20 protein-coding genes and 2 tRNA genes are annotated in these 17795 nt (G+C 66.2%); 12 read left to right on the top strand and 10 right to left on the bottom strand.

The window, feature by feature from the left end; genetic code table 11:
* Nucleotides 1-47: 47 nt before the first annotated feature.
* Genes rsmG through rpmH form a run of 6 tightly spaced genes read right to left on the bottom strand, consistent with a single transcriptional unit; the run spans nt 48 to nt 3097 of the window.
* Nucleotides 48-674: a 16S rRNA (guanine(527)-N(7))-methyltransferase RsmG gene (gene rsmG / locus BLW09_RS18020; RefSeq protein WP_089916056.1), complete on the bottom strand. Its 627-nt coding sequence runs from the start codon at nt 672-674 to the stop codon at nt 48-50.
* 14 nt (nt 675-688) lie between these two features.
* The gene (locus tag BLW09_RS18015) at nt 689-1246 is read right to left on the bottom strand and encodes a Jag family protein (RefSeq protein ID WP_089916054.1); all 558 of its coding nucleotides are present in this window, start codon (nt 1244-1246) and stop codon (nt 689-691) included.
* A 16-nt stretch (nt 1247-1262) separates the two neighbouring features.
* Nucleotides 1263-2228 (bottom strand): membrane protein insertase YidC, encoded by a 966-nt coding sequence (yidC, locus tag BLW09_RS18010; protein ID WP_089916051.1) that lies wholly within the window; start codon nt 2226-2228, stop codon nt 1263-1265.
* A gap of 9 nt (nt 2229-2237) precedes the next feature.
* On the bottom strand, nt 2238-2567 hold the full coding sequence (gene yidD / locus BLW09_RS18005; RefSeq protein ID WP_089916049.1) for a membrane protein insertion efficiency factor YidD: 330 nt from the start codon (nt 2565-2567) through the stop codon (nt 2238-2240).
* Nucleotides 2564-2950, bottom strand: a complete 387-nt coding sequence (rnpA, locus tag BLW09_RS18000) for a ribonuclease P protein component (RefSeq protein ID WP_089916045.1) — start codon at nt 2948-2950, stop codon at nt 2564-2566. Before rnpA ends, yidD begins: the two co-directional genes overlap by 4 nt.
* A 9-nt stretch (nt 2951-2959) precedes the next feature.
* Complete coding sequence (gene rpmH, locus BLW09_RS17995; protein ID WP_018189031.1) at nt 2960-3097, bottom strand: 50S ribosomal protein L34; 138 nt, start codon at nt 3095-3097, stop codon at nt 2960-2962.
* Between the two features lie 447 nt (nt 3098-3544).
* On the opposite strand from rpmH, the gene dnaA reads away from it, so the two are divergent.
* The 10 genes from dnaA (at nt 3545) to BLW09_RS17945 (ending at nt 14503) form a co-directional block, all read left to right on the top strand.
* On the top strand, nt 3545-4975 hold the full coding sequence (gene dnaA / locus BLW09_RS17990) for a chromosomal replication initiator protein DnaA (protein ID WP_089916042.1): 1431 nt from the start codon (nt 3545-3547) through the stop codon (nt 4973-4975).
* Between the two features lie 413 nt (nt 4976-5388).
* On the top strand, nt 5389-6534 hold the full coding sequence (gene dnaN / locus BLW09_RS17985; RefSeq protein ID WP_089916038.1) for a DNA polymerase III subunit beta: 1146 nt from the start codon (nt 5389-5391) through the stop codon (nt 6532-6534).
* A 40-nt stretch (nt 6535-6574) separates the two neighbouring features.
* Entirely contained in the window at nt 6575-7462 is an 888-nt protein-coding gene (gnd, locus tag BLW09_RS17980; protein WP_089916037.1) for a phosphogluconate dehydrogenase (NAD(+)-dependent, decarboxylating), read from the top strand.
* A gap of 34 nt (nt 7463-7496) precedes the next feature.
* The gene (gene recF, locus BLW09_RS17975; protein WP_089916032.1) at nt 7497-8663 is read left to right on the top strand and encodes a DNA replication/repair protein RecF; all 1167 of its coding nucleotides are present in this window, start codon (nt 7497-7499) and stop codon (nt 8661-8663) included.
* Complete coding sequence (locus BLW09_RS17970; protein ID WP_089916016.1) at nt 8656-9165, top strand: DUF721 domain-containing protein; 510 nt, start codon at nt 8656-8658, stop codon at nt 9163-9165. Before recF ends, BLW09_RS17970 begins: the two co-directional genes overlap by 8 nt.
* 123 nt (nt 9166-9288) lie before the next feature.
* Entirely contained in the window at nt 9289-11289 is a 2001-nt protein-coding gene (gene gyrB / locus BLW09_RS17965) for a DNA topoisomerase (ATP-hydrolyzing) subunit B (RefSeq protein ID WP_089916013.1), read from the top strand.
* 47 nt (nt 11290-11336) lie between these two features.
* Nucleotides 11337-13889 (top strand): DNA gyrase subunit A, encoded by a 2553-nt coding sequence (gene gyrA, locus BLW09_RS17960; protein WP_089916009.1) that lies wholly within the window; start codon nt 11337-11339, stop codon nt 13887-13889.
* Nucleotides 13879-14292 carry a DUF3566 domain-containing protein gene (locus BLW09_RS17955; RefSeq protein WP_089916006.1) on the top strand — a complete coding sequence of 138 codons (414 nt, stop codon included), beginning with the start codon at nt 13879-13881 and terminating at the stop codon, nt 14290-14292. Before gyrA ends, BLW09_RS17955 begins: the two co-directional genes overlap by 11 nt.
* Nucleotides 14293-14342: 50 nt before the next feature.
* Nucleotides 14343-14419, top strand: a tRNA-Ile gene (locus BLW09_RS17950).
* Between the two features lie 11 nt (nt 14420-14430).
* Nucleotides 14431-14503: transfer RNA gene (locus BLW09_RS17945), tRNA-Ala, on the top strand.
* A gap of 20 nt (nt 14504-14523) precedes the next feature.
* Here the strand turns inward: BLW09_RS17945 and BLW09_RS17940 are convergent.
* Entirely contained in the window at nt 14524-14985 is a 462-nt protein-coding gene (locus tag BLW09_RS17940) for an Lrp/AsnC family transcriptional regulator (protein ID WP_089916003.1), read from the bottom strand.
* A gap of 92 nt (nt 14986-15077) precedes the next feature.
* Between BLW09_RS17940 and BLW09_RS17935 the strand changes: the two genes are divergently transcribed.
* Nucleotides 15078-15509 carry a rhodanese-like domain-containing protein gene (locus BLW09_RS17935; RefSeq protein ID WP_089916000.1) on the top strand — a complete coding sequence of 144 codons (432 nt, stop codon included), beginning with the start codon at nt 15078-15080 and terminating at the stop codon, nt 15507-15509.
* A 9-nt stretch (nt 15510-15518) separates the two neighbouring features.
* Here BLW09_RS17935 and BLW09_RS17930 read toward each other — a convergent pair whose 3' ends face one another.
* A complete protein-coding gene (locus tag BLW09_RS17930; RefSeq protein WP_089915996.1) occupies nt 15519-16382 on the bottom strand; it encodes an Fpg/Nei family DNA glycosylase in 864 nt (287 codons plus the stop codon).
* A 48-nt stretch (nt 16383-16430) separates the two neighbouring features.
* On the opposite strand from BLW09_RS17930, the gene BLW09_RS17925 reads away from it, so the two are divergent.
* A complete protein-coding gene (locus BLW09_RS17925) occupies nt 16431-16886 on the top strand; it encodes an NUDIX hydrolase (RefSeq protein ID WP_089915993.1) in 456 nt (151 codons plus the stop codon).
* Here BLW09_RS17925 and BLW09_RS17920 read toward each other — a convergent pair.
* Both BLW09_RS17920 and BLW09_RS17915 read right to left on the bottom strand, forming a co-directional pair.
* Complete coding sequence (locus BLW09_RS17920; RefSeq protein ID WP_089915990.1) at nt 16883-17086, bottom strand: PspC domain-containing protein; 204 nt, start codon at nt 17084-17086, stop codon at nt 16883-16885. The two genes, BLW09_RS17925 and BLW09_RS17920, sit on opposite strands and share 4 nt — an antisense overlap.
* A 75-nt stretch (nt 17087-17161) precedes the next feature.
* Entirely contained in the window at nt 17162-17746 is a 585-nt protein-coding gene (locus tag BLW09_RS17915) for a hypothetical protein (protein ID WP_089915987.1), read from the bottom strand.
* Nucleotides 17747-17795 lie beyond the last annotated feature (49 nt).

Below are 17795 nucleotides of genomic sequence, written 5' to 3'. Positions count from 1 at the left end.
GCTTCGGATGCCACAGAGCGATCCTCAGCCGCATTGGACGGAGTGCGTCAGCGGACGCGAGCGCGTATGACCCGGGTGACTTCCGCCAGAACGCCCTCGCCGAGGGTCAGAACCTCGATATCGCTCACCTTGTACTTCCTGATTTCCTTGGCCGCCGCCTCGACCTCGGCTGGCGCGCCCGCGCCCTTCATCAGAACGAGCTCACCGCCGTCCCGGAGCAGGGGAGCCGTCAGGGGGAGGAGCTTGCGGAAGGCACTGACCGCGCGCGCCGTCACCTGATCCAGAGGCGCGTCGATGCGCACGTCCTCCGCCCGGGCCCGCAGCACTGTCACGTTCTCAAGGCCCAGTTCGGTGACTTGCTCGTTGAGCCACGCAATCCGGCGCTCCATCGGCTCGATCAGAACGAACGACACGTCGGGTCGTGCGATCGCGAGGACGAGCCCGGGAAGGCCGGCTCCGCTGCCGACATCACCCACTCGCCCAGGTCGGAGGAGGGGAGCAACGATGGCGCAATTCAGGATGTGCCGAGACCACAAGCGGGGGAGCTCGAGCGGACCGATAAGTCCGCGCTCTTCACCCTGGTCCGCGAGGTTCTGAGTGAATCGACGCGCGAGTTCAATACGGTCACCGAAGAGGGCGGCCGCCGCCTCCGGTTCCTGCTCGACGTCGCTCACAGTTTCACGTGAAACTAGCTCGCCGTGATGACCGTGTAACGATCGCGACCCTCGCCCCGCGAGGTCGAGACGTAGCCACGCTCCGACACCACGTCATGAACAAGCTTGCGCTCGTAGGAGGACATCGGCGGGAGAGCGGCCTCGGCCGCGCCCTCGTCGAGACGCTCGATCGCGCGGTCGACCAATCGGGCCAGCTCGGCCTGGCGAGCATCGCGGGATCCCGCGATGTCCAGGATGAGTCGGGAGTACCCGCCGGTCTGGTTCTGCACGGCGAGGCGAGTCAGCTCCTGCAGTGCGGCGACCGTGTCGGCATTCGCCAACAGAGAAAGATTCGATGCGTCGTCATCCGTGTTCACGGAGATGTAGGCACGCCCATTGCGGGTGTCGATGTCGATGTCACCGTCGATGTCGGCGATGTCGAGCAGTTCCTCGATGTAGTCGGCAGCGATGTCGCCTTCGCGATCGAGATCGGCAGCGGTCGGTTCGGCCGTCTCGGCCGCCACGGCGGTGTCGTCCGCAGCCACGTCGGTGAGGTCGGCGGGCTCGGGGGAGGAGGTCTGCACGTCGGTCATCGGTTGAAGATCCTAACTACTTTCCGGCCTGCTTCTTCGCGCGCGCCTTGCTCACCGGCTGCACGCGCTGCGGCTGCTGCTTCTTCGGCTGCTCCTCGACGGTCAGCACCGTGGCGCCGTCCTCCTGAACGAGCTTGCCCTTCTTCGCCAGGCGTGCCTCGCGCGCCTTCGCCGCATCCGAGCCCGGGGTCGGCATGTTGCGGATGACGAGGAACTGCTGGCCCATGGTCCAGAGGTTCGAGGTCAGCCAGTAGAACATGACACCGAGCGGGAAGGCGAAGCCGGAGAAGAGGAAGACGAACGGGAGCAGGTACAGCAGGATGCGCTGCTGCTTGAACTGCGGGCTCGCCTTGGTCTCCGGCGACATGTTCTTGGAGACGATCTGCAGCTGCGTCAGGAACTGCGAGCCCGTCATCAGCACGACCATAACGGCTGCTATGACCATCACGGCGACCTGCGGCGGGTGGGCGTTCATCGCGCCCTGGAAGCTCTGGTGGAGGGGCGCGACGCCGAACAGCGTGGCGTTTCCGAACTGCTGCGCGAGCGTCTCGTTCAGCGGACCCACGCCGGCGTGGCCGCTCTGAGCTCCGTTCAGCACCTGGAACAGGGAGAAGAACACGGGCATCTGCAGCAGCAGCGGCAGGCACGAGCTCAGCGGGTTCGTGCCGGTCTTCTTGTAGAGGTCCATCGTCTCTCGCGACATGGCCTCGCGAGAGAACTGATCCTTCTTGCCCTTGTACTTGTCCTGGATCTTCTTCAGCTGTGGCGCGATCTCCAGCATCCGTCGCTGGTTCTTGATCTGACGCACGAAGATCGGGATCAGGGCCGCACGAACGACGACCGTCAGACCGACGATCGCCAGCACCCAGGTGATGCCCGCCGCCGGGTCGAGACCCATCTGCGTGAACAGCCAGTGGAAGGCGACGAGGATCAGCTCCACGACCCATTTGATGGGCCAGAGGATGGTACCGATGATGTCCATGAGTTGTTGCTAGGCCCTTCGCTGACTGATGACGCTGCCGTGGCTGGTGGCCACGACGAATCCGAACGGGGTCACCCGATACCGCGGCTTCTTCGCCGGGGGGACGTCGTCGACCCCGCCGGCCGCCCACGGGTGGCACCGGGCGATGCGCCGGATGCCGAGGAACGAGCCCACCACCACGCCGTGCTGCTGGATGGCCTGCAGCGCGTAGGCCGAGCACGAGGGGTAGTAGCGGCAGACATCGCCGTACAGAGGGGAGATCACGGCGCGGTACGCGCGCAGCACCAGCACCGCGGCATTGCGCGGTGCGAGGAGCACTGCTGCGAGCGCGGTGTTCATGAACGGACGCTGCCCTTACTGAGATGACTGCGGCTGGTGAAACGGGACGAGGCCCGTGAGAGCTCTTCGTGCAGGCTAGCCCACGGCGCTTGAACGGAGGCTGGCAATGCGCGCACGACCACGTCGACTCCGGCAGGATCGCCCGGATTCGATGTGTACCGCGGGAGCAGATCGTACGCAGCCGCCTTGAGCCGCCGACGGATCCGGTTCCGCATCACCGCATTACCGACCGTCTTGCTCACGATAAAGCCGAATCGCACCACATCGGAGTCCGGATTCGGGCGGATGTACGTGACGGTGGACGCTCCTGTGAAGCGAGCACCGCGTCGTACGGTCGCCCGGTAGTCCGCCCCCCGCGTGATGCGATTGGCTTTCGCGAGCACCGGAAGCGGTTACGCCGAGAGCTTCTCGCGGCCCTTGCGGCGGCGAGCGGAGAGGATGGCGCGACCCGCGCGGGTGCGCATGCGGAGGCGGAAGCCGTGGGTCTTCGCGCGCTTGCGGTTGTTCGGCTGGAAAGTTCTCTTGCTCATATCTATCTCCGTGGTGGTCTCTTCACAGGCCTGTGCTGAGAGAAAGAGCCAGCACGGGGAGGCCAGGAAAGTTACAGGGCAGCCGAAACGGCCGCAAGTCAACTGATTAAAACTACGGCCTCGGACCGGATGAGGTCAAACCGATCGAGTCAAATCCATTGATTATGCACGGGATTGGCAGGGAACCGATGCCCGACGCGCCGTCGTATGCCGCCGATCGGATTTGATCGGCCTTCTGTGGACAAGTTACCGTGAGGTCGAAAGTTATCCCCAGGCCATGCCAATTCTGGCCGGAGATCGCTACGGTATTGCTCACACAGCGGTGGATAACTCTGTGAATACCCACCGGCGGCATCCGAAGCCGCCAACCCGACGAGAGTCACCGGGGGTCGACTCGTCCCCTCGTCGGGCTGACGGCATCCGCAACACAGACGAAGACGGGGAACAATGGCAGGCGGCGAAGAGTCCATAGCTGCGGCATGGCAGGACGTGCTCGGGAAGCTCGAGACCGACGACCGGATCACCCCGCAGCTGTACGGGTTCCTCAGCCTGGTCGAGCCCAAGGGCATCATGGCCGGCACCTTCTACCTGGAGGTGCCCAACGAGTTCACCCGCGGGATGATCGAGCAGCGCAGCCGCGTCCCCCTCCTTCACGCGATCGGTTCTCTCGACGACACCCTCGAGGTCAACACCTTCGCAATCGTCGTCAACCCGGAGATCCAGCAGGACACCATGGCCGGCCCTGCGCCGGAGATGGAGTCGGCCGCCGCCTATGTCGAGCAACCCGCTCAGGTGGTGTCGACCCCGACGGAGATCACGGCGCCCCCACGGGGCGGCGACACCCGGCTGAACGCCAAGTACAGCTTCGACAACTTCGTCATCGGCCAGTCCAACCGGTTCGCCCACGCGGCCGCGGTGGCCGTGGCCGAGGCGCCGGCCAAGGCGTACAACCCGCTCTTCATCTACGGCGACTCCGGTCTCGGTAAAACCCACCTCCTCCACGCCATCGGTCATTACGCGATGAGCCTGTACCCGGGCATCCGCGTCCGATACGTGTCGTCCGAGGAGTTCACCAACGACTTCATCAACTCCATCGCGAACAACCGCGGCTCGTCCTTCCAGGCGCGGTACCGCAACATCGACATCCTGCTGATCGACGACATCCAGTTCCTGCAGAGGGCGGTCGAGACGCAGGAGGCGTTCTTCCATACCTTCAACACCCTCCACGACCACAACAAGCAGGTGGTCATCACCTCCGATCTGCCGCCCAAGCACCTCACCGGGTTCGAAGACCGGATGCGCTCCCGCTTCGAGTGGGGTCTGATCACCGACGTCCAGGTGCCCGACCTCGAGACGCGCATCGCGATCCTCCGCAAGAAGGCGCAGAGCGAGAAGATCCAGGTGCCGGACGACATCCTCGAGTTCATGGCGTCGAAGGTGTCGAGCAACATCCGTGAGCTGGAGGGGACGCTGATCCGCGTCACCGCATTCGCGAGCCTCAACCGCACCCCGGTCGACATGCCCCTGGTGCAGACCGTCCTCAAGGATCTGATCACGCTCGATGACGACAACGTGATCGCGCCGACCGACATCATCACCAACACGGCCGAGTACTTCAAGCTCACCGTCGACGACCTTTACGGCTCCAGCCGGTCGCAGGCGGTCGCCACGGCACGCCAGATCGCCATGTACCTGTGTCGTGAGCTGACGAACCTGTCCCTGCCCAAGATCGGCCAGCTGTTCGGCGGGCGTGACCACACCACCGTCATGTACGCGAACAAGAAGATCAGCGAGCTCATGAAGGAGCGCCGCTCGATCTACAACCAGGTCACCGAGCTCACGAGCCGGATCAAGCAGAACCACCGCTACGGCAAGTAGCGACGCGCCCTTGTAGCGCAGAACTTATCCACATATCCATCCCCAGAGTGGGGACAGTGCGTTATTAACACTTGTGGATAACTTGTGGAGAGCCTCCGGAGAACCACACGTTTAATGGGGACGGCGATCCGCATGCTGTGCAAAGGGGCCGCTCGGCCACATCCCGGTCGATCGTTGTGAACACCCGGATTCCTCAGGTCATCAACAAGTCACCGCGGTGTAGTTCCCTGTGATCGCGCGGCCTCAACAGAGTTATCCACATTTTCCACAGCGGTTAACACGATTACTCCTTAACTCTTTTCAATGAGGGCAGACGACAACCTCAAGGGCTCAGGGGGCGGCCGCTTCCCCGTCACAACCCAGGCGCTAGGATTTGTGACGTCCGTGACCGTCAAGCCGACAGAGGTGACTTCGTGAAGTTCCAAGCCAATCGGGATGTGTTCAGCGAGGCTGTCTCCTTCGCGGTGAAGCTCCTGCCGCAGCGGACGACTCTGCCCATCCTGAGCGGCGTCCTCATCGAGACGACGGACAACGGACTCCAGCTGTCGTCCTTCGACTACGAGGTGTCGGCCCAGACCGAGATCTCCGCGGAGGTCGAGGAGCCCGGACGTGTCCTGGTCTCCGGTCGCCTCCTCGCCGAGATCGCGTCGAAGCTCCCGAACGCCCCCGTGCAGTTCTCGACAGAGGACTCGAAGATCGTGGTCCGGGCCGGTTCGGCCAACTTCACCCTGCTGTCCATGCCCGTCGAGGAATACCCGAGCATCCCGCAGGTCGGCGGCGAGGCCGGCCTCGTGCCGGCGGAGGAATTCGCGGAAGCCGTCGCGCAGGTGGGCGTCGCCGCCTCCCGCGACGACGTGACTCCCGTGATCACGGGCGTGCAGCTCGAAGTCGGAGACAACACCCTGGGCCTCGTCGCCACCGACCGCTACCGCGTTGCCGTCCGCGAGATCGACTGGGACAACGGCACCACTGCGGGAGAGCCGGTCACGGCCCTCGTCCCGGCGCGGACACTGACCGAGATCGGCAAGACGTTCGGGCACAGCGGCACCGTGTCCATCTCGATCACCAACCGCGACGACCGCGAGCTGATCGCGTTCACGGCGGACAGGAAGACCGTCACGTCGCTGCTGATCAAGGGCAACTTCCCGCCCGTGCGCCGCCTCTTCCCGGAGCAAGTGGACAACTACGCGGTGATGAACACCGCAGAGCTCATCGAGGCGACCCGGCGTGTCGCCCTCGTCCTCGAGCGCGAGGCCGCGCTCCGCTACACCTTCACCGCCGACGGGCTGACGCTGGAAGCGATCGGGTCCGAGCAGGCGCAAGCATCCGAGAGCATCGACGCTCTTCTCACTGGCCAGGAGACGGTGGTTTCATTGAAGCCGCAGTTCCTGCTCGATGGTCTCGGTGCGGTGCACTCGGAATTCGTGCGCATCTCGTTCACCAAGACCGAGAACCCCAACAAGCCGGGCCCTGTGCTCATCACGAGCCAGACGTCCAAGGATCAGGCAGGCGCGGACTCGTACAAGTACCTGCTCCAGCCCAACCTGCTCCTGCGCTAGATCCCGGCGCCGCAGATAGCGAAGGAAGAGAAGGACAATCATGCACATCGGCCTCATCGGCCTCGGACGCATGGGCAACAACATGCGCGCCCGGCTCGAGAAGAACGGCATCGACGTCACCGGATACGACACGAACCCCGAGGTCTCTGACGTCGCGACCGTGGCCGACCTCGTCGCGGCGCTCCCGGCGCCGCGCACCGTCTGGGTCATGGTGCCCGCCGGCGAGATCACCGACTCCGTGATCCGCGAGCTCGAACCGCTGCTCGAGAAGGGCGACCTCGTCATCGACGGCGGCAACTCCAAGTTCACGGAGGACTTCAAGCACGCCGAGCTGCTCGCTCCGCGCGGTGTCGACTTCATGGATGCCGGGGTCTCCGGCGGCATCTGGGGTCTCGAGAACGGCTACGGCCTCATGGTCGGCGGTTCGGCCGAGCAGGTCGCGCGGGTCATGCCGGTCTTCGACGCGCTGCGACCGGAAGGTCCGCGCGACGAAGGCTTCGTCCACGTGGGCGAGGTCGGCGCCGGCCACTACGCGAAGATGGTGCACAACGGCATCGAGTACGCGCTGATGCAGGCCTACGCCGAGGGATACGAGCTCCTCGACACGCGCAAGGACATCATCAAGGACGTCACCGGCACCTTCAAGGCCTGGCAGCGCGGGACGGTCGTCCGCTCGTGGCTGCTCGACCTGCTGGTCCGCGCTCTGGAGCAGGATCCGGAGTTCGAGCACATCGAGGGCTACGTGCAGGACTCGGGCGAGGGTCGCTGGACGGTGGAGGAGGCGCTCAACAACGCCGTCCCCGTCCCCACGATCAGCGCATCGATCTTCGCGCGCTTCGTCTCGCGCCAGGAGGACTCGCCGGCCATGAAGGCGGTCGCGGCCCTGCGGAACCAGTTCGGCGGGCACGCCGTGAAGGCCGTCGACTGAGGCGCGGACCGAAACCGCGTGAACTGAAAACTCTGTGCGTGTCACACACCTCTCCCTGACCGACTTCCGCAACTACCGCACCGCGGAAGTGCCGTTCGCGGCCGGCGCGAACCTGTTCGTCGGCCGCAACGGCCAGGGGAAGACCAACCTCGTCGAATCGCTCGGCTACCTGAGCACCCTCGGGTCGCATCGGGTGTCGAGCGATCAGGCGATGATCCGGAAGGATGCGGACGCCGCGATCGTCCGCGCCAGGATCCAGCACGACGGCCGGGAGCTCCTGGTCGAGGTGCAGCTCAATCGCAGCACGCCGAACCGGGCTCAGGTGAACCGGTCGGCGATCAAGCCGCGCGAGTTGCCGCGGTACTTCTCCAGCGTGCTGTTCGCTCCGGAGGACCTCGCGCTGGTGCGCGGCGAGCCGGGGATCCGCCGGCGGTTCCTCGATCAGCTGCTCATTCAGCGAAACCCGCGCTTCTCCGCCGTGATCGCCGATTACGAGCGTGTTCTGAAGCAGCGGAACACTCTGCTGAAGTCGGCGAGAGCGTCCCGCGTCCGGGAGGATCAGCTCGGCACCCTCGAGATCTGGGACGACCGGCTCGTCCAGCTCGGATCCGAGCTGATGGATGCGCGCCTCGACCTGGTCGCGCGTCTCAGCGATCCGCTCGTCGCGGCCTATCGGTCCGTCGCCGGCGACGATCACCACCCGCGGCTCATCCCGCAGCTCACCATCCACGGCGCGCAGGTCGATGACGAGGACGGCGCGGCGGAGGACGATGTGACCGGCTCAGCCGGTGTCGCGACGCCGGAGGCGTTCCGCCGGGCTCTCGCGGCGGTGCGCAGGAAGGAGCTCGACCGCGGTCTCACCCTCGTCGGGCCGCACCGCGACGACGTGCTGTTCGAACTCAACGCTCTTCCCGCGAAGGGGTATGCCAGCCACGGAGAGTCGTGGTCCTTCGCCCTCGCGCTCAAGCTGGCGTCGGCGGAGCTGCTCCGCCAGGAGTCGACGACCGGCGACCCCGTGCTCATCCTCGACGACGTCTTCGCGGAGCTCGACCAGGCTCGGCGACGGATGCTGGCAACCGCCGTGGCCGGTTACGAACAGGTGCTCATCACCGCGGCCGTGTACGACGACGTGCCCGACGAACTCACGGCGCACACCGTCCGCATCGAGGCCGGCGCGATCGTGGAGACCCCCGATGCCTGATCGCACATCCCGCGTCGCGCCCGGCGAGAGCGAGGCTTCCGCCGTCTACCTGCGGCTGAAAGCGTTGTTCACGGGAACGACCTCCCGGAGTCGTCGCGGTCCCCGGCGCGAGGAGAGCACCACCGGAAGTCAGCCCTTCGGCTCCGGGCGCGATCCACGCGGCGTCGGAGACGTGGTCGATGCGCTCGCGGCGCAGCTCGGCTGGACCTCCGCCCTCGCGAAGTCCGACCTGCTGGACGGATGGCGTGAGCTGGCCGGCGAGGAGACCGCGAAGCATGCCGAACCGGACCAGATCACGGACGGTGTGCTGGTGGTCCGGTGCGAGTCGACGGCGTGGGCGACGCAGCTTCGGATGATGCGCTCCGAGCTGCTCGCACGGATCGCGGAGCGATTCCCCGAGGCCGGCATCGAGTCGATCCGTTTTCAGGGGCCGGACGCCCCCTCCTGGAAAAGAGGTCCCAGGTCGATTCCAGGGCGTGGCCCGCGCGATACTTACGGCTGAGAGCACAAAAGAGGTCGCCCTGGCACGGAAAATGCCTCAGACGGCCGTTTTCGGGCAATTCGTCGCCCGGCTCTTGGTAGAATGGAACGTCACTGTTGAGTGCGGTCAGGAGCCTAATTTCATATGACGATGGAACCGAACGCGGCCGGGACGGAACACGAATACGGCGCGAATGAGATCCAGGTCCTCGAGGGTCTCGAAGCCGTCCGCAAGCGACCCGGAATGTACATCGGTTCGACCGGTCCCCGCGGGCTTCACCACCTGGTCTACGAGATCGTGGACAACTCCGTCGACGAGGCCCTCGCCGGGCACGCCGACAACATCGAGGTGACCATCCTCCCGGACGGCGCCGTGCGGGTCGACGACAACGGTCGTGGCATCCCGGTCGATGAGCACCCGGTCGAGAAGAAGTCGACGGTCGAGGTCGTCCTCACGATCCTGCACGCCGGCGGCAAGTTCGGCGGCGGCGGGTACGCGGTGTCCGGTGGACTCCACGGCGTCGGAAGCTCTGTCGTGAACGCCCTCTCCAGCCGCCTCGACGTCGAGGTGCACCGGCAGGGTCACGTCTGGCGGCAGAGCTACCGCAACGGTGTGCCGCAGGCGCCCCTCGAGAAGGGCGAGGCGTCCGACCGCACCGGGACGATCATCACGTTCTGGCCGAGCGCCGACACGTTCGAGACGATCGAGTTCGACTACGAGACGCTGCGCACGCGCTTCCAGCAGATGGCGTTCCTCAACAAGGGCCTCCGCATCGCGATCACCGACGAGCGCACCCCCGAGATCGAGCCCGTGGAGGGCGAGGTCGACGAGGAGTACACACCGCGCCACGAGGTCTTCCTCTACGAGCGCGGTCTGATGGACTACGTGCAGTACCTCAACTCCGCGAAGAAGGTGGAGGTCGTCCACGACGAGATCATCTCGTTCGAGTCGGAGGACACCGAGCGCAAGATCGCTCTCGAGGTCGCCATGCAGTGGACGACCAGCTACAACGAGAGCGTTTTCACCTACGCGAACACGATCAACACCCACGAGGGTGGAACGCACGAAGAGGGATTCCGTGCTGCGCTGACCACGCTGGTGAACCGGTATGCGCGTGAGAAGGGCATCCTCAAGGAGAAGGACGACAACCTCTCCGGCGACGACGTGCGCGAGGGTCTGACGGCGGTCATCTCCGTGAAGCTTTCCGAGCCGCAGTTCGAGGGCCAGACGAAGACGAAGCTCGGCAACACCGAGGCCAAGGCCTTCGTGCAGAAGGTCGTCGGCGATCAGCTCGGCGACTGGTTCGATCGCAACCCGAACCAGGCGAAGGACATCATCCGCAAGGCGCTCCAGGCCGCGACCGCGCGGCTCGCCGCCCGGAAGGCGCGCGAGACCGCCCGCCGCAAGGGGCTGCTGGAGAGCGGCGGGATGCCGGGCAAGCTCAAGGACTGCCAGTCGAAGGACCCGACGATCTCGGAGATCTTCATCGTGGAGGGCGACTCGGCCGGCGGCTCCGCCGTGCAGGGCCGCAACCCCGAGACGCAGGCGATCCTGCCGCTGCGCGGCAAGATCCTCAACGTCGAGAAGGCGCGGCTCGACCGTGCCCTCGGCAACAACGAGGTGCAGGCGATGATCACGGCGTTCGGCGCCGGCATCGGCGAGGACTTCGACCCGGAGAAGGCGCGGTACCACAAGATCGTGCTCATGGCCGACGCCGATGTCGACGGCCAGCACATCACGACGCTGCTGCTGACCCTGCTGTTCCGCTACATGCGCCCGATGATCGAGCTCGGCTACGTCTATCTGGCGCAGCCGCCGCTGTACCGGCTCAAGTGGTCGAACGCCGAGCACGAGTACGTGTACTCCGACCGTGAGCGTGACGCCTTCCTGGCCGAGGGCCTCGCGGCGGGCAAGCGCATCCCCAAGGACAACGGCGTGCAGCGCTACAAGGGTCTGGGTGAGATGGACTACCAGGAGCTGTGGGAGACCACGATGAACCCGGAGACCCGGACGCTTCTGCAGGTCACCCTCGACGACGCGGCAGCGGCCGACGAGATCTTCGCCACCCTGATGGGCGAGGACGTCGAGTCGCGACGCTCGTTCATCCAGAAGAACGCCAAGGACGTGCGGTTCCTCGACATCTGATGCTCCGGCATGGGTGAACGACGAGGAATCACGAGGAAGAGAAGACTGTGACGGACGAAGAGAACGTGTCGGGCGAGAGCGGAGCCGGCTTCGGCATCCACGGCAGGATCGACCAGGTCGACCTGCAGTCGGAGATGCAGCGGTCGTACCTCGACTACGCCATGTCGGTCATCATCGGGCGTGCACTGCCCGAGGTGCGCGACGGGCTCAAGCCGGTGCACCGCCGCGTCATCTACGCGATGTTCGACGGCGGGTACCGGCCGGACAAGGCGTTCTCGAAGTGCGCTCGCGTCGTCGGCGACGTGATGGGTCAGTTCCACCCGCACGGCGACTCCGCGATCTACGACGCCCTGGTGCGACTGGTCCAGCCGTGGAGCCTGCGCTACCCACTGGCCCTCGGCCAGGGCAACTTCGGCTCCCCGGGCAACGACGGCGCAGCCGCCCCGCGGTACACCGAGACGAAGATGGCCCCGCTCGCGCTGGAGATGGTGCGCGACATCGACGAGGAGACCGTCGACTTCCAGGACAACTACGACGGGCGCACCCAGGAGCCGGCCGTCCTGCCGAGCCGCTTCCCGAACCTGCTCGTCAACGGCTCCGTCGGCATCGCGGTCGGCATGGCCACGAACATCCCGCCGCACAACCTGCGCGAGGTGGCGGACGGCGCGCTCTGGCACCTGCAGCATCCCGAGGCCTCCCGAGAGGAGCTGCTCGAGGAGCTCATCAAGCGGATCAAGGGACCGGACTTCCCGACCGGCGCGCAGATCCTGGGCGTCAAGGGCATCCACGACGCCTACCGCACCGGTCGCGGCTCGATCACGATGCGTGCCGTCGTCACGATCGAGGAGATCCAGGGCCGGGTCTGCCTCGTCGTCACCGAGCTGCCGTACCAGGTGAACCCGGACAATCTGGCGATCAAGATCGCGGACCTGGTCAAGGAGGGCCGCATCGGCGGCATCGCCGACATCCGCGACGAGACCTCCGGACGCACCGGCCAGCGCCTGGTGATCGTGCTGAAGCGCGACGCCGTCGCGAAGGTCGTGCTGAACAACCTGTACAAGCACACGCAGCTGCAGGAGAACTTCGGCGCGAACATGCTCGCGATCGTCGACAACGTGCCTCGCACGCTGGCCCTCGATGGATTCATCACCGCGTGGGTGGACCACCAGATCGAGGTCATCGTCCGGCGGACGCAGTACCGCCTGCGCAAGGCCGAGGAGCGCGCGCACATCCTGCGCGGCTACCTCAAGGCCCTCGACGCGCTCGACGAGGTCATCGCGCTCATCCGCCGCTCGCCAACGGTCGACGACGCACGCGAGGGACTGAAGACCCTGCTCGACGTCGACGACGTCCAGGCGGATGCGATCCTCGCGATGCAGCTCCGCCGCCTGGCGGCCCTCGAGCGTCAGCGGATCGTGGACGAGGCGGATGCGATCGAGAAGCAGATCGCCGAGTTCCACGCGATCCTCGACGACCCGGCGCGTCAGCGTTCGATCGTCAGCGAGGAGCTGACCGAGATCGTCGACCGCTTCGGCGACGACCGGCGCACCGAGATCATGTTCGGCTACGACGGCGACATGAGCGTCGAAGACCTCATCCCCGAAGAGGAGATGGTGGTCACCGTCACGCGCGGCGGCTACATCAAGCGGACGCGGAGCGACAACTACCGCAGCCAGCACCGCGGCGGAAAGGGCGTGAAGGGGGCGCAGCTGCGCGGCGAGGACGTGGTCGACCACTTCTTCGTGACCACGACGCACCACTGGCTCCTCTTCTTCACGAACAAGGGGCGCGTGTATCGCGCCAAGGCGTACGAGGTGCAGGAGGCCGGCCGCGACGCCAAGGGCCAGCACGTCGCCAACCTGCTCGCCATGCAGCCGGATGAGGAGATCGCCGAGATCCTCGACATCCGCGATTACCAGGCGGCCAAGTACCTGGTGCTCGCGACCCGCGACGGCCTGATCAAGAAGACCGCCCTCGAGGAGTACGACACCAACCGCACCGGCGGGATCATCGCGATCAAGCTGCGCGAGGACGACGAGCTCGTCTCCGCACTCCTGGTCGAAGAGGACTCCGACCTGCTGCTCGTCTCCCGCAAGGGCATGTCGATCCGCTTCACGGCGTCCGACGAGGCACTCCGACCGATGGGCCGGTCGACCTCGGGCGTCATCGGCATGCACTTCCGCGGCGACGACAGCCTGCTCGACGCGTCGGTCGTCTCCGACGAGGGCTACGTCTTCGTCGTCACCGAGGGCGGCTACGCCAAGCGCACCGCAGCAGACCAGTACCGCCTGCAGAACCGCGGCGGTCTGGGCATCAAGGTGGCCAAACTCAGCGACGACCGGGGCGACCTCGTGGGCGCGCTCATCGTGGGCGAAGACGACGAGGTCCTTGTGGTTCTTGCCAGCGGCAAGGTGGTACGCTCTGCCGTGGCCGAGGTACCAGCCAAGGGCCGCGACACCATGGGTGTCGTCTTCGCACGTTTCGCCGAGTCGGACAAGATCATCGCACTGGCGAAGAACACCGAGCGTGATCTCGAATCCTCCCTTCCCGCGGAGGACGCCGAGGCCGTCGGGAAGGATGAAACCGTAGATGAGCAGTAGCGTCGCCGAGAAGTTGGCCAAGAAGTCGTCCCGTCGACCCGCATCCGCCAAGCAGGTGCGGCTGAAGCTGGTGTACATCGACTTCTGGTCGACCGTGAAGCTGTCGTTCCTCGCCGGGATCTGCCTCGCGATCATCGCGATCGTCGGCACGTTCCTCATCTGGACGGTGCTCGACCGCACGGGCATCTTCGACCAGATCAACAGCCTGTTCAAGGACATCTCGGGCGCCGGCGGCAGTGACCTCCGATCCATCCTGGGGCTGGGTCAGGTGATGGGTTTCTCGCTCATCGTGGCGATCCTCGACATCGTCGTGGTGACCGCTCTGGGCGCCGTGTTCGCGCTGCTCTACAACCTCTCGGTGAAGATCACCGGCGGTCTGCTGGTCGGTTTCACCAACAACTGACCGATTTCGCAATGCTCGGGCAGATCGGGTAGTCTCGTATCTGCCCATTCGGGGATATAGCTCAGGCGGTTAGAGCGCTTCGCTGATAACGAAGAGGTCCGAGGTTCAAGTCCTCGTATCCCCACCATCACTTCTCACGGGGCCTTAGCTCAGTTGGTAGAGCGCCTGCTTTGCAAGCAGGATGTCAGGAGTTCGAATCTCCTAGGCTCCACCCTTACGGGTGTCCGTGGTTCATTCCGGCGGCACGATCGTCCGCGTCGGGAACGGGCTCGAGTACGAGACGCTCGTCGTCACGCTGCCGAGTGTTCCGACGCGGCCGCTGATCTGCTCCAGGTGCCGCATGGAGGTCGCCACCACCTTGAGGATGAAGCAGTCGTCTCCCGTGACGTGGTGCGCCTCCACCACCTCCGGCAGTTCCGCGAGCAGATCGTGCAGCGGCGTGTACTGGCTGCTGGGGTAGCGCAGCCGGAGGTAGGCGAGGATGCCGTAGCCCAGCCTCTCGGGATCGACGACCGCCCGGTAGCCCGTGATCACGCCGGCCTCTTCCAGTCGCCGTACGCGCTCGGCGACCGCGCTGTTCGACATGTGCACCGTGCGGGCGAGCTCGGCGATCGACTGCCTGCCGTCGCGTTGCAGCTCGGCGAGGATACTGCGATCGGTGCTGTCGACAGCGAACGTGGATGTGACGGCCATGGCGTGATTCTGCCATGAGATCGACGGCGGGACGGCTCCAAGGCCGTTGATCGCTCCTTCAGCCGAAGGCCGCATTTTCCTAGTCTCGAGGCATGACGACAACCACTGCCGACGCCATCCAGCACTTCGCGGCGAAGCTCCGCTTCGAGACCGATCCGTCCGATGTCCATGCCGCGTTCGAGCGCGGTGAGCGCTTCGTCCTGGTGGACAGCCGCGCCGCTGTCGGGTGGGCTCAGGGTCGGGTGGAGGGGGCCGTGCATCTGCCGACCGCCCAGATCGACGAGCATGCGTCCCAGCTGATCCCGATCGATATGCCCGTCGTCGTCTACTGCTGGGGTCCGGGATGCAACGGGTCCACCCGAGCCGCCCTCGCGCTCAGCCGGCTCGGCTACGAGGTGCGGGAGATGATCGGCGGTTACGAGTACTGGGTGCGGGAGGGACTGCCGACGGTGGACGACGCCGGTCCGCTCGAACGCTCGGTGGACCCGCTCACGGCGCCCCCGGGCATCGCCTGCGACTGCTGATGCCTTCGGCTACTTGAGCAGCCGGGAGAGGACGCGGTCGGCCAGCGGCTTGCCGCCCGTCTGGCACGTCGGGCAGTACTGGAAGGTCGAGTCGTGGAAGATGACCTGCCGGATGGTGTCTCCGCACACCGGGCAGGGCTGGCCGGTACGGCCGTGCACACGCAGATTCGACTTCTTCTCGCTCTTCAGCTCGGACGCGGCCAGGCCGTCGGCGCGGGCCAGTGCCTCCCTCAGTGTGGACCGCATCGCTTCGTACAGCCGGGCGACGTCCTCCGGCGGCATGCTGGCCGGCTTGTACGGCGACATCTTGGCGACGTGGAGGATCTCGTCGGAGTAGGCGTTCCCGATGCCCGCGATCAGCGACTGATTGCGCAGGACGCCCTTGATCTGCGCCCGCCCCTGCCCGGCGAGGATGCCTGCGAAGACCTCCTCGGTGAACGACGGGTCGAGCGGATCGGGGCCGAGACGCTGGATGCCGGGAACGTCGGCGGGATCGCGAACGACGTAGATGGCGAGGCTCTTCTTGGTGCCGGCCTCGGTGATGTCGAGCCCCGAGCCGTCGTCGAGGACCAGCCGCGCCGCGAGCGGGCCCTTGCCCAGACGCCCGGTGGAAGGCGGCGGAGGGGAATCGCGCCAGCGGATCCACCCGGCACGGGCGAGGTGCACCACGATGTGGAGGTCTCCTGCGGCGATGTCGAGGAACTTGCCGTGCCGGCTGACGCCGGAGATGGTCAGTCCGTGGAGGGCGTCGGCCGGAGGATCGAAGGTCTTCAGAGCCGAGAAGGCGGCGATGCTCAGACGGTCGATGACGCGCTGCTTCAGCCGGCCATCGAGGTCGGCGGCGAGGGCGGTGACTTCCGGCAGTTCGGGCATCACCCCTAGTCTGCCCGGGTCCTCCGACAATGGCAGTAGGTTGGTGCGGTGGATATCAGAGTCGCTGCATACGGTGTCATCGTCGACGGCGATCGCATCCTTCTCGCCCACTGGAACGAGAGCGGCCGCTCCGGCTGGACGCTGCCGGGCGGCGGCATCGACCCGGGCGAGGACCCGGTGGATGCGGTGGTCCGCGAGATCGCGGAAGAGACCGGCTATCTCGCCGAGGCGGGCGAACTGCTCGGAATCGACTCGAAGGTGATCCCCGGCGAGCACCGCTTCGTACCGGACGCCGGACCGATGCACGCGCTCCGGATCGTCTACCGGGCCAGGGTCGTGGGCGGGTCGCTCACGAACGAGGTCGACGGCACGACGGACGAGGCCGCGTGGTTCCACCTCGACCGCATCCCGAGCCGTCGGGTCGAGCTCGTCGACACCGCGCTGGGGATGGCCGGGCTGGGAGCGGTCGGGCTCGGAACGGCGGGGGCGGGCGACGACCGCTAGACCGTCGCCGTTCCGCGTGCCTGTTCGCCGGGGATGACGATCCACATCACCAGGTAGGCGATGAACTGCGGGCCCGGCAGCAGGCACGACAGCAGGAACAGGACGCGGACCGTCCACGGCCGGAGGCCGAAGCGGTTCGCCAGGCCGGCGCATACGCCGGCGATCACACGGCCATCACGGGGACGCATCAGAGTGCTCATGCATCCCAGACTCGCAGCGGCGCGCACGCCGCACCATCGGGGTAACCCCCGAACAGACCCTGATCCGGTTCGCCGCTACTGCTGCGGCGCCTCGGCAGCCGGAGCCGCGGGCGTCGACGGTGTGGTGGGCTCCTCATCGGCGACCCACAGCTCGTCGTCTGCGCGGAAGGTCTGCCAGACGGCGTACAGCAGACCGACGGCCGCGACGATTCCGAGACCGATCGCGATCACGCCACCGGCGCCAGGGCCGGACTTCTGTGCGGGAGCCTTCGGCTTCTTCGAGAGCTCCTTGCCCGCCTTCGTGAAGTCGCCGGCGAAAGCGGCCGCACGGGCTGCTCGAGCGTGGTCGACCACCGAGAGCGCGGTGCCGACGGCCGTGCCCACCGCAGGGATGACGTCGTTCACCACGCGCTGCCGTGCCTGGCCCGCATAGTGGGTCGCCGTCTTCTTCGCGGTGTGAGCCGCCGGACGCACGTACTGGTCGTAACCGTCACGGACGCGCGGCGCGATCTCCTCACGCGTGTAGTAGGCCGCCTGCTTGCGCGCCTCGGCAGCGAGGGCGTTGGCGTTGGCCAGAACCTCCTGCTGCTGAGTCCACAGGTCCTCGGCTCCGCTGCGCAGTCGCTTGAGCTCCTTCTTGCGCTTCCGTGTCAGGCTCATCTGTTCCTCCGTTGGTCGGGGTGGCGACTGACTCCATCTTGCCACCGAA

Origin of the sequence: Leifsonia sp. 21MFCrub1.1 (assembly GCF_900107895.1) — a bacterium.
GTDB lineage: Bacteria > Actinomycetota > Actinomycetes > Actinomycetales > Microbacteriaceae > Leifsonia > Leifsonia soli.
The sequence above is the reverse complement of the archived record's forward strand: the minus strand, read 5'-3'. Positions and strand labels throughout refer to the sequence as shown.

What these genes read in the sequence shown, in the direction of transcription:
- BLW09_RS17940 (WP_089916003.1), bottom strand. Translation starts at nt 14,985, where the DNA reads ATGGCCGTCACATCCACGTTCGCTGTCGACAGCACCGATCGCAGTATC.
- yidD (WP_089916049.1), bottom strand. Translation starts at nt 2,567, where the DNA reads ATGAACACCGCGCTCGCAGCAGTGCTCCTCGCACCGCGCAATGCCGCG.
- rpmH (WP_018189031.1), bottom strand. Translation starts at nt 3,097, where the DNA reads ATGAGCAAGAGAACTTTCCAGCCGAACAACCGCAAGCGCGCGAAGACC.
- dnaA (WP_089916042.1), top strand. Translation starts at nt 3,545, where the DNA reads ATGGCAGGCGGCGAAGAGTCCATAGCTGCGGCATGGCAGGACGTGCTC.
- BLW09_RS17930 (WP_089915996.1), bottom strand. Translation starts at nt 16,382, where the DNA reads ATGCCCGAACTGCCGGAAGTCACCGCCCTCGCCGCCGACCTCGATGGC.
- BLW09_RS17970 (WP_089916016.1), top strand. Translation starts at nt 8,656, where the DNA reads ATGCCTGATCGCACATCCCGCGTCGCGCCCGGCGAGAGCGAGGCTTCC.
- BLW09_RS17915 (WP_089915987.1), bottom strand. Translation starts at nt 17,746, where the DNA reads ATGAGCCTGACACGGAAGCGCAAGAAGGAGCTCAAGCGACTGCGCAGC.
- gnd (WP_089916037.1), top strand. Translation starts at nt 6,575, where the DNA reads ATGCACATCGGCCTCATCGGCCTCGGACGCATGGGCAACAACATGCGC.
- BLW09_RS17955 (WP_089916006.1), top strand. Translation starts at nt 13,879, where the DNA reads ATGAGCAGTAGCGTCGCCGAGAAGTTGGCCAAGAAGTCGTCCCGTCGA.
- BLW09_RS17920 (WP_089915990.1), bottom strand. Translation starts at nt 17,086, where the DNA reads ATGAGCACTCTGATGCGTCCCCGTGATGGCCGTGTGATCGCCGGCGTA.
- BLW09_RS17935 (WP_089916000.1), top strand. Translation starts at nt 15,078, where the DNA reads ATGACGACAACCACTGCCGACGCCATCCAGCACTTCGCGGCGAAGCTC.
- yidC (WP_089916051.1), bottom strand. Translation starts at nt 2,228, where the DNA reads ATGGACATCATCGGTACCATCCTCTGGCCCATCAAATGGGTCGTGGAG.
- gyrB (WP_089916013.1), top strand. Translation starts at nt 9,289, where the DNA reads ATGACGATGGAACCGAACGCGGCCGGGACGGAACACGAATACGGCGCG.
- BLW09_RS18015 (WP_089916054.1), bottom strand. Translation starts at nt 1,246, where the DNA reads ATGACCGACGTGCAGACCTCCTCCCCCGAGCCCGCCGACCTCACCGAC.